The sequence below is a fragment of the Rossellomorea vietnamensis NBRC 101237 genome, from assembly GCF_001591825.1.
Classification (GTDB): Bacteria; Bacillota; Bacilli; order Bacillales; family Bacillaceae_B; genus Rossellomorea; species Rossellomorea vietnamensis.
The window spans coordinates 198,082-211,721 of sequence record NZ_BCVQ01000001.1; the positions used below are offsets into that span (position 1 = coordinate 198,082).

General features: G+C 44.2%; 19 protein-coding genes. 15 read left to right on the forward strand and 4 right to left on the reverse strand.

Annotated elements, in window-relative coordinates; translation table 11 throughout:
• Window positions 1-98: 98 nt before the first annotated feature.
• From BVI01S_RS01065 to BVI01S_RS01080, 4 genes are all read left to right on the forward strand, one after another.
• The gene (locus tag BVI01S_RS01065) at window positions 99-1,577 is read left to right on the forward strand and encodes a SulP family inorganic anion transporter (protein WP_034762131.1); all 1,479 of its coding nucleotides are present in this window, start codon (window positions 99-101) and stop codon (window positions 1,575-1,577) included.
• A 325-nt stretch (window positions 1,578-1,902) separates the two neighbouring features.
• Window positions 1,903-2,319, forward strand: coding sequence for a GNAT family N-acetyltransferase (locus tag BVI01S_RS01070; protein ID WP_061808877.1), 417 nt, complete (start codon window positions 1,903-1,905; stop codon window positions 2,317-2,319).
• 1 nt (window position 2,320) lies between these two features.
• The gene (locus tag BVI01S_RS01075; RefSeq protein WP_061808878.1) at window positions 2,321-2,692 is read left to right on the forward strand and encodes an iron chaperone; all 372 of its coding nucleotides are present in this window, start codon (window positions 2,321-2,323) and stop codon (window positions 2,690-2,692) included.
• An 18-nt stretch (window positions 2,693-2,710) separates the two neighbouring features.
• Window positions 2,711-3,304: a YdeI/OmpD-associated family protein gene (locus tag BVI01S_RS01080; protein WP_439951092.1), complete on the forward strand. Its 594-nt coding sequence runs from the start codon at window positions 2,711-2,713 to the stop codon at window positions 3,302-3,304.
• 25 nt (window positions 3,305-3,329) lie between these two features.
• On the opposite strand, the gene BVI01S_RS01085 is transcribed toward BVI01S_RS01080, so the two are convergent.
• Window positions 3,330-4,682: a polysaccharide deacetylase family protein gene (locus BVI01S_RS01085; RefSeq protein ID WP_061808879.1), complete on the reverse strand. Its 1,353-nt coding sequence runs from the start codon at window positions 4,680-4,682 to the stop codon at window positions 3,330-3,332.
• 188 nt (window positions 4,683-4,870) lie between these two features.
• Between BVI01S_RS01085 and BVI01S_RS01090 the strand changes: the two genes are divergently transcribed.
• Genes BVI01S_RS01090 through BVI01S_RS01100 form a run of 3 tightly spaced genes read left to right on the forward strand, consistent with a single transcriptional unit; the run spans window position 4,871 to window position 6,257 of the window.
• Entirely contained in the window at window positions 4,871-5,164 is a 294-nt protein-coding gene (locus BVI01S_RS01090) for a DUF4306 domain-containing protein (protein WP_061808880.1), read from the forward strand.
• A 5-nt stretch (window positions 5,165-5,169) separates the two neighbouring features.
• Window positions 5,170-5,874 (forward strand): zinc dependent phospholipase C family protein, encoded by a 705-nt coding sequence (locus BVI01S_RS01095; protein WP_061808881.1) that lies wholly within the window; start codon window positions 5,170-5,172, stop codon window positions 5,872-5,874.
• A 20-nt stretch (window positions 5,875-5,894) separates the two neighbouring features.
• Window positions 5,895-6,257: a DUF4181 domain-containing protein gene (locus tag BVI01S_RS01100; protein WP_061808882.1), complete on the forward strand. Its 363-nt coding sequence runs from the start codon at window positions 5,895-5,897 to the stop codon at window positions 6,255-6,257.
• A 46-nt stretch (window positions 6,258-6,303) separates the two neighbouring features.
• Here BVI01S_RS01100 and BVI01S_RS01105 read toward each other — a convergent pair whose 3' ends face one another.
• Window positions 6,304-7,722 carry a DHA2 family efflux MFS transporter permease subunit gene (locus tag BVI01S_RS01105; RefSeq protein WP_061808902.1) on the reverse strand — a complete coding sequence of 473 codons (1,419 nt, stop codon included), beginning with the start codon at window positions 7,720-7,722 and terminating at the stop codon, window positions 6,304-6,306.
• A gap of 254 nt (window positions 7,723-7,976) precedes the next feature.
• Between BVI01S_RS01105 and BVI01S_RS01110 the strand changes: the two genes are divergently transcribed.
• Both BVI01S_RS01110 and BVI01S_RS01115 read left to right on the forward strand, forming a co-directional pair.
• Entirely contained in the window at window positions 7,977-8,597 is a 621-nt protein-coding gene (locus BVI01S_RS01110; protein WP_061808883.1) for a TetR/AcrR family transcriptional regulator, read from the forward strand.
• Window positions 8,594-8,776, forward strand: coding sequence for an SE1832 family protein (locus tag BVI01S_RS01115; RefSeq protein WP_061808884.1), 183 nt, complete (start codon window positions 8,594-8,596; stop codon window positions 8,774-8,776). Before BVI01S_RS01110 ends, BVI01S_RS01115 begins: the two co-directional genes overlap by 4 nt.
• Here the strand turns inward: BVI01S_RS01115 and BVI01S_RS22390 are convergent.
• Window positions 8,744-8,938 (reverse strand): hypothetical protein, encoded by a 195-nt coding sequence (locus tag BVI01S_RS22390; protein ID WP_156477276.1) that lies wholly within the window; start codon window positions 8,936-8,938, stop codon window positions 8,744-8,746. The genes BVI01S_RS01115 and BVI01S_RS22390 overlap by 33 nt on opposite strands.
• A 235-nt stretch (window positions 8,939-9,173) precedes the next feature.
• Between BVI01S_RS22390 and BVI01S_RS21970 the strand changes: the two genes are divergently transcribed.
• From BVI01S_RS21970 to BVI01S_RS01135, 4 genes are all read left to right on the forward strand, one after another.
• Window positions 9,174-9,374 carry a hypothetical protein gene (locus BVI01S_RS21970; RefSeq protein WP_082804609.1) on the forward strand — a complete coding sequence of 67 codons (201 nt, stop codon included), beginning with the start codon at window positions 9,174-9,176 and terminating at the stop codon, window positions 9,372-9,374.
• A 68-nt stretch (window positions 9,375-9,442) separates the two neighbouring features.
• Window positions 9,443-10,027 (forward strand): YdcF family protein, encoded by a 585-nt coding sequence (locus tag BVI01S_RS01125; protein WP_244886819.1) that lies wholly within the window; start codon window positions 9,443-9,445, stop codon window positions 10,025-10,027.
• The gene (locus BVI01S_RS01130) at window positions 10,024-10,248 is read left to right on the forward strand and encodes a hypothetical protein (RefSeq protein WP_061808886.1); all 225 of its coding nucleotides are present in this window, start codon (window positions 10,024-10,026) and stop codon (window positions 10,246-10,248) included. The genes BVI01S_RS01125 and BVI01S_RS01130 overlap by 4 nt, the downstream gene beginning before the upstream one ends.
• 87 nt (window positions 10,249-10,335) lie before the next feature.
• The gene (locus tag BVI01S_RS01135; protein WP_061808887.1) at window positions 10,336-10,572 is read left to right on the forward strand and encodes a DUF3953 domain-containing protein; all 237 of its coding nucleotides are present in this window, start codon (window positions 10,336-10,338) and stop codon (window positions 10,570-10,572) included.
• Window positions 10,573-10,582: 10 nt separating this feature from the next.
• On the opposite strand, the gene BVI01S_RS01140 is transcribed toward BVI01S_RS01135, so the two are convergent.
• Complete coding sequence (locus BVI01S_RS01140) at window positions 10,583-10,834, reverse strand: hypothetical protein (RefSeq protein WP_034762161.1); 252 nt, start codon at window positions 10,832-10,834, stop codon at window positions 10,583-10,585.
• A gap of 129 nt (window positions 10,835-10,963) precedes the next feature.
• On the opposite strand from BVI01S_RS01140, the gene BVI01S_RS01145 reads away from it, so the two are divergent.
• On the forward strand, window positions 10,964-11,653 hold the full coding sequence (locus tag BVI01S_RS01145) for a hypothetical protein (RefSeq protein ID WP_061808888.1): 690 nt from the start codon (window positions 10,964-10,966) through the stop codon (window positions 11,651-11,653).
• A 230-nt stretch (window positions 11,654-11,883) separates the two neighbouring features.
• Window positions 11,884-13,640: PhoX family protein (locus BVI01S_RS01150; RefSeq protein ID WP_061808889.1), on the forward strand; the 1,757-nt coding region annotated here is incomplete at its 3' end.

Here is a 13,640-nt window from a genome sequence, read left to right on the forward strand (position 1 = left end):
ATAGGTGGAATTCGTTATATAATGGCCCTTGTGTTTAACGGACCCGACTTTCATGAGAGTTGAAAGTCAACAAAAAATTTTAAAAAAAGAGGTGCATAATGAATTTATCAACAATTAAATCTCAGTGGTTTGGAAACATCCGTGGGGATGTCCTGGCTGGAACGGTTGTAGCTATGGCTTTGATTCCGGAGGCGATTGCGTTCTCGATCATCGCGGGTGTCGATCCGATGGTTGGTTTGTACGCGTCCTTCTGTATTGCCGTGGTCATTGCGTTTGTAGGTGGGCGCCCCGGCATGATATCCGCCGCGACCGGTGCAACCGCTCTGGTGATGGTCAATCTTGTGGCAGATCATGGGCTGCAGTATCTACTGGCCGCCACCATTCTGACGGGTGTCATTCAGATTATTATGGGTGTATGTAAGTTAGGACGATTAATGAAGTTTGTTCCGCGTTCCGTCATGATCGGGTTTGTCAATGCCTTGGCTATCCTGATCTTTACGGCGCAATTACCACACTTTGTAGGGGAGTCATGGGTCATGTATGCGATGGTTGCCGGAGCATTGGCGATTATTTACATTCTCCCGCGATTCACAAAAGCCGTACCATCTCCATTGGTCGCCATCATTGCCATCACAGTGATCGCTGTCTTGGCCCATAGTGATGTGCGGACTGTGGGGGACATGGGGCAACTGACTCAGTCGTTACCAATTTTCTTGATCCCGGATATTCCGTTTACCTTTGAAACGTTACAAATCATCTTTCCTTATTCGCTTTCCATTGCCATTGTCGGATTGGTTGAATCCTTATTGACCGCATCCATCGTGGATGATATGACGGATACAACAAGTGACAAGAACCAAGAAGCAAAAGGGCAGGGGGTTGCAAATATCGTTTCTGCTTTCTTTGGCGGGATGGCAGGGTGTGCCATGATCGGTCAATCGGTCATCAACGTGAAGTCAGGCGGAAGAGGACGTTTGTCTACCCTTGTAGCCGGTGTTTTCTTGATGGTCCTAATTCTGTTATTGAACGACTTCCTTGTCACTATTCCAATGGCGGCCTTAGTCGGAGTGATGTTCATGGTTTCCATCGGGACATTTGATTGGGCATCCATTAAGAATCTTCATAAGACGCCATTATCAGATACGATTGTGATGTTGGCGACGGTCATTACCGTGCTCTTGACACATGATCTATCAAAAGGAGTACTGGTTGGAATCATCTTGAGTGCCGTATTCTTTGCCTCCAAGATTTCGAAAGTGAAGATTACGACGCTATCCACCGATCAACCGCATAAAAAGGTGTATCGGGTTTCGGGTCAATTGTTCTTTGCTTCTGTAACGGAGTTCGTTGAATCATTTGATTTCACTGAACAGGTGAAGGAAGTGACATTGGACCTTACAGATGCCCACCTTTGGGATGACTCAGCTGTAGGGGCCATCGATAAAGTGGTCATCAAATATCACCAGAACGGTGTGAAGGTCACCTTGATCGGATTGAACGAAGAAAGCAATAAACTTGTGAACAGGCTGGCTGTTCACAATCAGCCGGGCGGACTTGATAAAGCCGTCGGACATTAATAAAAAAGCTCTTTGTCTGTGGAGGACAAAGAGCTTTTTTATTTGTCTTTTAAAAAGCAAGATCATGTAGAACAAACATTGATCATTTTCTTGTGTAGTATGCCCGGCTTTGGAATAATGAGGAGAGAGATTGAATGTTCTCCATGGTTTAGGAGGGCCGATTTAATCCTCGTATGCCTACTTTATCAACGGAGATTCTACTTGATCATAAAGGAGAACCGCCAACCAATCGAGAAATATCTACATAAGAGATGTTGCAAGCTTATAACAAGGGAATGATAAAGATGAATCTACAATATGAAGTAATTCTTGAAGAAGAGGCCGAATGCTGCCGTCTATAGAAAATGCCGTACATAATTACCTGGTGGTCGTGAAGGATCACGATCGACAGGACGAAGTCATCGCCTATGTGTATACGAACATCTCACCAAAGGAAGCCTATTCGAATGACTTTGCCACGTTTTTCGACCTTTCGACTGTCCAAAGAGAGAACGTAGGGTGTCTCTCCCAGTTTTACATAAAAGAAGGGTATCGACAATTTGGAATTGGATCGAAGATGTACAATATGTCGATGGAATGGTTGGCGGATTTTGACAATGTTGAGGATTATTTTGTCTTCACCTCGAATGGGAATGATGATGCCCTGGCATTTTATCAGAGAAAGGGTTTCACGATTTCCCATGATATTCTTGACGGGTTTATCACAGTCTTACGAAGAAAAGCAGAGATAAGGAGGAAATAATATGGACGTCTTTTCAAGCTATTTAGAAGGTATCGATTATCCCGATCATCGTGCGCGGATGGAGGAAATCCTGACCTGGGTGCAGGAGACATTCCCGCAATTGGAACCTGTCATCAAGTGGAATACGCCGATGTTTACGGATCACGGGACCTTTATCATCGGGATTTCGACTTCGAAGCATCATGTAAGCGTTGCACCTGAAGAAGTCACAATGGTGCATTTCGCCGACCGCATTAAAGAAGCCGGCTACAGTGCGACGAAAGGTTTATTTCGCATCCCGTGGAAAGATCCCGTCAATTACAAACTGCTTGAGGATATGATCTCCTATAATATTCAAGAAAAAGCTGAATTCACAGGCTTTTGGCGTAAATAGAAGAAAGGAGTGGTGCATGTGATCAAGCCAAGTCGCAAGGTTGATGGATTCATTAAAAAAGCGAAGCAGTGGCAGGAAGAATATGAAAGGCTAAGAAGTATCCTTCTTTCCTTTGAGGAACTGGAGGAAGAAATCAAGTGGATGCATCCTTGCTACACGTTAGAGGGAAAAAACATCGTGTTGATGCATGGATTCAAAGACTACTGTGCCCTCTTGTTTCACAAAGGAGCGTTACTCAAGGATCCAAAAGGGATTCTGATCCAACAGACGGAAAATGTGCAGGCGGCACGCCAGATCCGGTTCACAAATCCTCAGGAAATCATCGAAATGAAAGAGATCCTGAAAGCGTATATTCAGGAAGCCATTGAAGTGGAAAAAGCAGGTCTCACAGTGGAACTGAAAAAGACGGAAGAATATCCCATGCCAGAAGAGCTTCAACATAAATTCGATGACATGCCGGAGCTGAAGACGGCTTTTGAAGCCTTGACGCCTGGACGTCAAAGGGCCTATATCCTGTTTATTTCAAAAGCGAAACAATCGAAAACCCGGGAGTCGAGGGTTGAAAAATATGTACAGCACATCTTGGACGGTAAGGGCATGAATGATGAATAAAGGAAAGGGATGAAGCATACAAGCTTCATCCCTTTTTCATATTCCCGTAAAAGGGGCTCGCGGTTTCCGCTGCGAGCTTCGACTGAAGTTGAGAGACGGTGAGGAAACGATAGCCCTCTTTTTCAAGAGTCGTAAGCAACGTCGGTAACGCGTCGGCCGTGGTGTCGTGCACATCGTGGAGGAGGATGATGGCCCCTGGAGCGATTTCCTTCTGCACGACAGAAGTGATGGCAGCCGCATTCTTGTTTTTCCAATCAAGTGAGTCGACGGACCAGAGGACGAGTGAAGTCCCATTATCATTGGCGACCATTTCTACGTCTCGATTGATTGCACCATAAGGCGGGCGCAGCATGACAGGGATTTCCTCCGTCGCACCCATGATTTTCTGACGGGATGCCAAGACTTCCTGCACCATTTGCTCTCTGCCCATCTTCGTCAAATCTTTATGATGATCCGTATGATTGCCGATTTCATGTCCAGCTTCTGCCACGCTCTTCGCAACGGCCGGGTATTTCTCTGCCTGACTGCCTAACATGAAAAAGGTTGCCTGGACGTCATGTTCTTTCAGTACGTTTAAAATTCGTGGTGTCACGTGAGGGTCGGGACCGTCATCAAAGGTGAGGGCGACATATTTCTCTTCCATTCCAATCGACACCTCTGCCACTTCCAGGTCGTCGGCTGTCTTATCATGAAGATAGGGAAGGATGGCGTGGATGGGGACTTCCACCCTGGTAGGACCGGCTTCCTCGATATCATTGAAATACAAGGTGAGTGCCTTCCCGTTTAATGTCCAATTCCACGATGCGGGATCCTTTAACGCTTCCTGTATTTTGGCATTGGGCTGCCCTTGAAGACGGGTCCGGATCGTTTGGATCATTTCATCATTCGTTGTCATGATGTCCGGAAGCTTGATGAATTTCTTTTCTGTCCCATCAAGGGTGAAGGTCTTCACATGCTCCTTCCCCCGTACATCATTGACCAGCTGATACGAGTGAAACAAGAAGCTATATGTATCATCTGTCGATTGCCTGCTGTCGGCCTGGATGATGAGGTGGGCCCGGTACCCATCTCCAAGCTCTTTGTTGTTTTCCTTGACCCTTTTTAAAAAGTCTTCCTTTTCTTCCTTGATCCAATCGTTGAGGGGCTTATTGATTTGTGGATCCTCCATAACCGGCGTTTCGATGGACATCGTGTACGTATCTGTATCCGTGGATTCCGTCTTAAAGTCAATGCGTGGTGAAGATGATGCTTCCGATTCAGGATCGAACGGGATGGCCTCGACGAGCTGGATCATCCCATAAACAAAAGAAAATCCTATTATGATCAGCACAACCCACCCAGGCCAGCGTATCCGCCTGAATGGTATCTTTTTCAGCATATGTCATCCTCTTTTCTGATAAAAAGGTTTTTGGAATAAAATTTACAATTCCAATTATTTCAAATTAATAGGAACAATTCAATGCCTATTTTTAATTTTATAGAATAAATGGGAAATGGTGGTTTTTGTGAAACTTAAAGGGTATCACAATCGTCTATTAAAGAAGAGTGGTTTTAAGGAGGGATCCGATGAAAAAATGGTGGATACTATGGGCGATCTCGATACCCATTTTTCTTCTCTCATATATCAACTCGATCTTCCTTACAAGCAAGATCGCCTATATGTCACAATCGGAATGTAAACCGATGTTCATTTTTACGCCTCAGGATGTTGACTATTGCAGTGATATCTATCCGATAGATCTATTCCTCATTTCCCTTAAGACCAATGAGGTAACGTATCTTTGGTTATTAAGCGGATTTTATTTGGTTGGGTTTATTGTATTTTTAATCGTACGGAAAATATGGAGAAAAGGGGACTGAAAACATTGGCAACGTGGATGGCACATTTCAGAATTGCGGAGAATTTGCTGAATAGAGGATTGCGGGTCACAGAAAAAGAGTTTGTCGTGGGAAATATCGGACCGGATTGTGGTTTGCCTGATCCGGAGACAGGCATCTTCTTTCCTGACAAAATCACCACCCATTTTAAGGATGATGGGAGCATAAATCCTGAATTGTTTTTGAAAAAGTACATACAGGAGGAAGACGGTTTCACCGATCCATGCTCCTCCTTTTATTTAGGCTATTACCTACATCTCGTGACGGATGTGGAGTGGAGCCGGATGCATCGGGAAAAAAAGAAAGAGCCGGTCTATCAAGACATACTGGGAACCCCCGGCTACACAAGGGCAGTGAAAAGCGATTGGTATGGTGCGGATTTCGTTTATTTACAAGAAAATCGGAATACCATTTTCCACAACGTATTTCAGCATATCAACCGTTTTCCAGACTACTTGGACATTTTTCCCGAAAACCAGATTTCAACACAGATCAAACGGATCACCGAATTTTATTTAGGGGATTCCTATGCCTTCGCCTTGGAGCCGGATTACCGGTTTGACTATTTGACTCCCAATGAAATTTCGCGATTTGTTGAGGAGACGACGGAGAAGCTGGTGGAGATTTTGGATTCTAGGTTTCGAAGTGGTGCTCTCTGGAACAGGAATTCAGCTATAGAAACCAGATCGTAAGAAAGTGAGTGCCTGCGCAGATGAACAGCATCCTGAATGGACTCTATCAATTTATTTTGTATATTGGTGTATTCATATTATTCTTTTATGTTAGTGAAAAAACAGCCAGGAAGAAATGGAATATTGAGAGGAGGCCGGAAGCGGAGGAAGTCAATTCCCTGCATAAATGGGGGAAACGGATTTTGTGGATCATTTTCTTCGTGAACGTCGTATTTTTTCCATCAGGGATAAAGAATGTGTTGATCATCATGGTTATATTCCTATTTAACGCTTTTATGCAGTGGAAGTCGGGAGAGAAAGAATACATCATTACCATACTCGGCCTCGTTATATTCGGTATATTTATTACGTTTGGGTACACACTCCATATCTTTTCTAAATAACAAAAGGGAGGCATCACCCTATCACAGGATGATGCCTCCCACCATATTAGCTCGAACGCGACATGAGTGACTCCTCGGGTGCCTGCTCTATCTTCTTGATGAAGAAGGATAGGACTAAGCTGACGGCCCCGATGATCATGATGGCAAAATAGGTATCGTTGATGCCCCCGATCGATGCTTCCATGATCATATGGGCTTTCGATGCATCTGAGCCTTCCATCATGATGTCCTGGAGATGTTCTTTCGTCCGGCTCGTCATGATCGTGACGAGGAGGGACGTCCCGATGGCACCGGCGACCTGCCTTGCCGTATTGGAAATGGCGGTCCCATGTGAATGGAGACTTGATGGGAGCTGGTTCAGTCCAGCCGTCTGCAGCGGCATCAGGAAGAGGGCCATCCCGACTCGGCGTCCGGCGTACATCAGGATCAGATGCATGTAGCTCGTGGAATCTGATAAATCCGTAAACGTGTACGTCGTGACCAGTATAATGGTGATTCCGATGACCGAAAGCCATTTTGCCCCGAAACGGTCAAATAATCTTCCCACGGCAGGACTCAACAGCCCCATCAATAATGCACCTGGAAGCATCAGGAATCCCGCTTCTAAGGCGGTGAACCCGCGGGCGTTTTGAAGATATAACGGGAGCAGGATCATGTCTGCATACATGACCATCGTAATCACGCAATTAATGAGGGTGGTCAACGTGAACATATTGTAGCGGAATGCTCTAAGATCAAGAAATGGTCGTTCTGTGACCAACTGTCTCCATGAAAAGAGCCCGACGGCCACAACTCCGACAGTCAATGTGGCAATGACCTCGAAACTGCCCCAGCCTTCACTTCCCGCTTCACTGAACCCATAAAGCAGGGCTCCGAATCCAATCGTGGAAAGGATCAAGCTGATCATATCCATCTTGCTTTCAATCGTTTCCGACACATTCCTGAGAAAAATGAATCCGCATATGATGATGATCAGAATGAACGGAATCATGCCATAAAATAACGTCTGCCAAGGGAACACATCAAGGACATAGCCTGTCAGTGTCGGGCCGATCGCCGGAGCGAAAATGATCGCGAGCCCCACGGTCCCCATGGCGGTTCCCCTTTTTTCCGGTGGATAGAGTTTCAGCACTACATTCATCAGGAGAGGCATGATGATCCCTGTGGACGCAGCCTGAATCAGCCGTCCCGTCAGCAAAACAGGGAAATTGGGTGCGAGGGCCGAGACAATCGTACCTACAAGAAAGATCAGCATAGCACTCAGGAATAACTGCCTCGTCGTATAACGTTGCATTAAATAGCCGGTGACGGGAATCAGGACCCCGTTCACGAGCATGTAGCCCGTCGTCAGCCATTGCCCGGTGGATGCATCAATGCTGAACACATCCATGATCGTGGGAAGGGCGACGGTCATGGTGGTTTGATTAAATATCGTAAAGAAGGCGCCAAGAATCATGATGGTCATGACGGGTCCTTTTTTTATGGAGTTTGTAACGGTACTCAATCCTTTCCACTTCCTTTCATGGGCTTAATTTACAATGTGTAGTATACTAAACAAAACATAAATTAAATTATAGAAGCTATCCCGGAAGGTTTCAATGAACAGTACGGTGGGTTGTGTTGATTAGTTTACACATCGAAAAACCTTGTTGTTTAATCCTGTAAAACTAAACAGAATCAACGAAATCGTCAATTAGTCTTGGGGAAAGGAGAGATGATATGGGTAACAAAAAGAAACAGACCGATCCTAGGATCCTCCGAACACGCCAGCTATTAAAGGACGCCTTTGTCCAATTGCTGCAAGAGATGGATCTTGAGAAATTAACCGTCAACTGGCTCACAGAAGCGGCCACCATCAATCGGGTGACGTTTTACCTGCATTATCAGGACATTTCGGATATGCTGGATAAGATGGCCGATGAGATGATTCTCGAGATTTCAAGCGTATTGGGAGAACCGGAAACGGACGAGCACCCGGATCATGAAGAAAATATCAAGGTGCTGGAGAGATTCCTTGAACATATCTCCCAGAATGGAAAGTTTTATAAGACGGTTCTTGCGACGAGGAGAATCCCTATTTTCAAAGAGAGAATCCTGACCTTTTTCACAGACTGGCTCGTGACGAGGATCGAAAGCAGGGGAGAGGCGTCTTTCGTGCAAAAAGCAGGCATTCAGCAGGAGATCTTCATATGGTACGACGCCGCGGCAATCATTGGGACCATTGAATCGTGGCTGCGGAATGATATGCCTTATACTCCTGCATTTCTGGCACGGCAATTTTACTTGATCCATACAAGAGGATTCGATCAACCAAAAGATGAAAGGAGGGAAACAACATGACGAAAGAAGAATTGGAATACAAAGTCAACGAAGTGAAATTAGATTATATCCGCATCCAAGGGGACTTGGAGAAGCTCGAGTCCTTTGGCAGGAACACGGATATCCAGCAAAGGAAACTGGACGAACTCGAGACTGAGCTTTCAGATTTACGTAAGCAGCTGGAAGCGATCGATGTTTGATGAATATTGAGGGGCAAAGGAAAATAGGTATATAGAAAGACGAAGGGTACAAGTTTCATCTTGTACGATGCTCTTTGATTGGAGCTGATTTCTATGTATCGAAACCGGGACAGACAGGTCAATATCGTCATCATGGTGCTCCTGTGCATCCTGATCTTTCATATCATCCGCATCCTCCTCCATGTACGAGTCTATTTCGTATACAGCATGGGGATGGGATATCTTTTATTTCTGGGAATGATCATTTTCCTTATTCTTTTTCTGCTATTTAAAAGATGAAGCAAGGGGCACTTTTCTTGATTGGAAAAGTGCCTCTTTTTTTGTTGGGGAGAATCACGTATAGGAAAATTATGTTAAAATATAGAGAGTGCTAAGATCAAGAATACGGAGGTTATCTATGAAAAACATGAATTCATTGGCTTTACCTGTGTCGCTCATCGTATTAGTCGGGTTTCCCATTCTGTTTCTCTTCGTCTCTTTGTACACTGGAGATTGGCGATATCTCATGTGGAGTCTCCCCCCATCATTTTTAGCGGGATTTACGGGGGTGATCTTGACACTTCAAACGATGAAAAAAGAAAAGAGTCTATCGAAATAAATAAGAACACAGCGAGGGTCGGAATGTACATCTCTAAATTAAATCATGAACATCTTACAGAGGACCAAATGTCACATCTATTATTCTCTTCTACTCAAGACGATCAAATGAACGGTGATTGTATCTTTGTTGCAGGCAGCAGCAAAGCAGTGAAGTACCGATTGCCGAAAGCGGTGGAACTTTATAAACAAGGAAGGGCCAGTAAGATCCTGTTTTCCGGTGGTGTAAAGTGGCCGGAAAATGAGTATACAGAAGCACTTCAATTAAAGAAAGAAGCAATCTCATTAGGGGTTTCGGAGAAAGATATCTTAACAGAAGACCTTTCCCTGCATACCCTTGAAAATGTGCTTGCTTCCCTACTCGTCTTGGATCGGGAATTTCATCTGCACAATATCCGGCGCCTGCTCGTCGTGACGACTTCCTACCATATGAGGAGGCTGCATCTCACTCTAAAAACGTATATGCCGGACTGGATCTCATTCACCCTATGTCCTGTGGATGATGACAATACCAACGAAGATAATTGGTTTCTGAGTGAAACTGGTGTCAAACGAGTCAAAGGGGAGACGGAGAAGTTGATTCGGTACGTGAAGCAGGGAGCTTTGGAGGATGAAGAGGTCGATATTCACTTAAATACAGGAGCGATTACATGAAAAAAGAAAAAATGTATCCAAGATTCTGGCTGTTCGCCATTTACTTCACGGGCTTTTGGATTCTATATGGCTTTTTTATCCTGTTCCAGGATGTAGTCATCGAAGATCATTTCGATAGTCAGCCGATCTATCTGATCGGGGGCATGACCATTATGTTGGCACGGTCCGTACAAGAATTTAAAAAGAGCAAGAGGCAAGAAGGAGAAATATCACAAAAATAAGAGAAGGTCATGAAAGAGTTTCAATCTCTTTAGTGAGAACAAGGAAGGAGACTGATTGTTTGAACACGGAAACGGAGGAGTGATGTCTTGTTAAGAATATTAGGTACTGTTTTCTCTTTGGGTTGTTTCGTCCTTGCCACCTTTGTATTGGTGATGCAGGAATATAAATGGATTGAACTCATGATGTTATTGCTCAGTCTATCCATTGGAATCATGGGGATAGAAGAAACTCAGAGGGATCATAAAAGGATAGGATCTTTCTTACTCTTAACCGGTTTACTTTGCCTGTACTCTTCAATTCAAGGATTTTTATTCTTCCATTAATAGGACGGTCCTACTTATGATCTACCATCAACTTCTGCAAAATAACCGATAAATAGCGGTCCGATGATCTGGAAATGACAGAGGGGTGGTCCCATATATTTGTCACGATCATCAGGATCATCTGTTCCGTCGCCGTCCTGCACCCTGTCATCCGGTAACCCGTGCGAAACATAAACGTTTCATAATCCTGATAAAACTTTTTGAAAGAATGGTGGTCCCTTGATAGTAAACAGGACATCAAATCGAGCTTGGTCATCCTCATGTACAACAACTCCCCCTTTATACTCCTTTTGTTCATACCCTTCTTCATCCAATTGATAACTCTTTTACCATCATTTATTGAATAAATAGGCTTTAACGTGGTATACATACAGTAAAAGGTGGTGCAGAAATGTCGATTAAAATAAATACTGCAGCCCTCCTTCTAGGCAGTGCATTTCTTTTATCAGCCTGCAGCGGAGACGGGACTGCATCCGATCAGGACGAAACCAATCAGTCGCAGGATCAAAATCAAACGGAAACTTCAACAAACATGAATGAAGATAACAATGGAGATGACAATGCTGGCGAGAATACAAACGCCGCTGATGGTGAGATTAATGAAGGTGCTGGGGGCAGTAGTGACAAAACAAATAGTGATACCAGCAGTGAAAATGAAGATATCCATAAGCAGCAGTATGAATCTGCGGAAGACGCTGCAGCGGCCATAAAAGGGTATGAGAAGGTCGAGCAGACCAACATCGATCTGGGCCATGGAATCAAAGGGCTCCAGGAAGGGGCAGCCGGTCATGAGTATCTATATTGGAATGAAGGAGACTGGCTGATCAAAGTTAACTTTCCGACAGATCCAGAGTATCGCATTGATGGATATGATGGAGCGGAGGACATGGGAAGAAAAGTCGTAGATTATCTCGAAAAGAACTATCTACCTGCACCAGACGAAAAGGGTGTCATTACAATCAACGGATTCAAGGAACATCCGGAAACTGTCGTGCAATGGCAGAAAGGAAAGACCGTCTATACGATCACTTCGAAAGAGAAAGAACCGTTTGATGCATTGGATACAGCAGTTGAATCTTAATGAATGGCGATGGGGATAGCCCCGTCGCTTTTTTCTTTATGGATTCATTGGAAAGGCGATCTTCCTACTTTGATCACCAAACATTACACCATGTCCATATATACATGAAATGATATGGAATAGTAACCGAATATTTACATAGACTTTAATTTTCCCCTCTTGTATTCATACTGCCTTAATCATCCCATGTTTTACTAGAATAGTAGCAAATACTTGAGGAGGTATTACAGATGAAAAAAAGACTATCAATTGGATTATCGATGGCATTACTTGCATCTTCATCCTTAACAGCCATGGCTCACGATAACGGGGAGCACGATAAAAAGAAAGGTTCACACAAGAAAGTTGAGAGTGTTGAATTCTCTTCCATGAAAGCTCCTGACAATATTAAAAACATGGTAAAAACCTATACAACTGCAACAGTGAAAGTGACATATAAAGATGGAACAGTAAAAGAATTACCTCTTAACTATGATCAGCTCTATCTATCAAAGGATAAAATCGTCTCCAACAAAGGGGAAATGATACCGGCTGGAACCCCGATCGATGTGAACGGTGATCCAATCATGGATACGAGCGTTCCAACAGATCCTTCCTATTTCATCTCGGATGCTCCAGATTCAAATAGCCTTCTGACGAAAGGGAACAAGTCATTTATGATTTCCCATTTCGAATACGATTCACAGAACAACGCCGGTGAGGAGATTTCCGGTCTGCCTGCTTCCATGACCCTTTCTGAACTTGACCAGGATAAGAAATCGGGCAAGCTTTCAGTGAAAGAAGCACATAAGATTGATTTTTCAAGTGTAGACGGACTATGGAATCCGTGTAACGGTTCCACTACGGACTGGGGAACTCATCTTGGTTCAGAGGAATATGAGCCAGATGCACGGGAATTTGCAAATAAAGAATCTGATGCTTACAAAGAAGTAAGCAACTTTGCCAAGTATTATTTTAAAGATGAGTCCAAGGCGAATCCTTACAACTATGGATGGATTCCTGAAATCTCAGTATCTCATGATGGAGAGCCGTCAGTCGTTAAACATTACAGCACTGGGCGCTTCTCTCATGAAATGATGAAAGTCCTTCCAGATAACAAAACGGCATTATTCGGAGACGACGGCGGCAATACGATGATGTTCATGTATGTAGCCGACAAAGCGGAAGATTTCTCAGCAGGAACTCTATACGCTGCCAAGTTCGAACAAACGGGTACAGAAAAAGGCGGATCTGGTGATTTAAATTGGATCAAGCTTGGACACGGTACAGATAAAGAAATCAAAGAAATGATCGACAGCGGAGTGACATTCAGTGATATTTTCGAAACAGCTGAAGAACCAACTGAAGGATTTACGGCTGTTAAGACCAATTCCCATGATTCTGTCGAATATCTAAAAGTGAAACCAGGGAAAGAAAAAGAAGCGGCTTTCTTAGAACCACGCCGTTACGGCGCAATCCAGGGGGCGACTTCTGAATTCAACAAGATGGAAGGGCTGGCAGTAAACGAGAAGGATCATAAAGCCTACATGGCCATCTCTTATCAAGAGGGCAGCATGGAAATGCAGAAAGATGCAGTTCAGGATGATATTCAACTTCCGAAGATTGAATCAGGTGTCACATATGAATTGAACCTTGTTGGCAGTCAAGCGGACCATGGAAATGAAAAGATTGATAGCGAATATGTCCCTGCCAGCATGAACGGATTTGTACTGGGTGAGGACCTTGCTTCACCGGATGCACTTGGGAACACGGCCAATCCAGACCTAGTGGCCAACCCGGACAATTTAAGCTACTCAGAAGATCTAAATACCCTCTTCATCGGAGAAGACAGCGATATGCACACGAACAACTTCGTGTGGGCCTATGATGTAAAAACGAAAAAGCTTTCCAGAATCCTTTCTGTACCGGTCGGAGCAGAAGCAACGGGATTAAGGGCGGTGGATTCAATGAAAGATTCACACTATGTTCTAAGTAATTATCAGCATCC

What these genes read in the sequence shown, in the direction of transcription:
- BVI01S_RS01065 (WP_034762131.1), top strand. Translation starts at nt 99, where the DNA reads ATGAATTTATCAACAATTAAATCTCAGTGGTTTGGAAACATCCGTGGG.
- BVI01S_RS01070 (WP_061808877.1), top strand. Translation starts at nt 1,903, where the DNA reads ATGCTGCCGTCTATAGAAAATGCCGTACATAATTACCTGGTGGTCGTG.
- BVI01S_RS01075 (WP_061808878.1), top strand. Translation starts at nt 2,321, where the DNA reads ATGGACGTCTTTTCAAGCTATTTAGAAGGTATCGATTATCCCGATCAT.
- BVI01S_RS01085 (WP_061808879.1), bottom strand. Translation starts at nt 4,682, where the DNA reads ATGCTGAAAAAGATACCATTCAGGCGGATACGCTGGCCTGGGTGGGTT.
- BVI01S_RS01090 (WP_061808880.1), top strand. Translation starts at nt 4,871, where the DNA reads ATGAAAAAATGGTGGATACTATGGGCGATCTCGATACCCATTTTTCTT.
- BVI01S_RS01100 (WP_061808882.1), top strand. Translation starts at nt 5,895, where the DNA reads ATGAACAGCATCCTGAATGGACTCTATCAATTTATTTTGTATATTGGT.
- BVI01S_RS01105 (WP_061808902.1), bottom strand. Translation starts at nt 7,722, where the DNA reads ATGACCATCATGATTCTTGGCGCCTTCTTTACGATATTTAATCAAACC.
- BVI01S_RS01110 (WP_061808883.1), top strand. Translation starts at nt 7,977, where the DNA reads ATGGGTAACAAAAAGAAACAGACCGATCCTAGGATCCTCCGAACACGC.
- BVI01S_RS01115 (WP_061808884.1), top strand. Translation starts at nt 8,594, where the DNA reads ATGACGAAAGAAGAATTGGAATACAAAGTCAACGAAGTGAAATTAGAT.
- BVI01S_RS22390 (WP_156477276.1), bottom strand. Translation starts at nt 8,938, where the DNA reads ATGAAAGATCAGGATGCACAGGAGCACCATGATGACGATATTGACCTG.
- BVI01S_RS21970 (WP_082804609.1), top strand. Translation starts at nt 9,174, where the DNA reads ATGAAAAACATGAATTCATTGGCTTTACCTGTGTCGCTCATCGTATTA.
- BVI01S_RS01125 (WP_244886819.1), top strand. Translation starts at nt 9,443, where the DNA reads ATGTCACATCTATTATTCTCTTCTACTCAAGACGATCAAATGAACGGT.
- BVI01S_RS01130 (WP_061808886.1), top strand. Translation starts at nt 10,024, where the DNA reads ATGAAAAAAGAAAAAATGTATCCAAGATTCTGGCTGTTCGCCATTTAC.
- BVI01S_RS01140 (WP_034762161.1), bottom strand. Translation starts at nt 10,834, where the DNA reads ATGAGGATGACCAAGCTCGATTTGATGTCCTGTTTACTATCAAGGGAC.
- BVI01S_RS01145 (WP_061808888.1), top strand. Translation starts at nt 10,964, where the DNA reads ATGTCGATTAAAATAAATACTGCAGCCCTCCTTCTAGGCAGTGCATTT.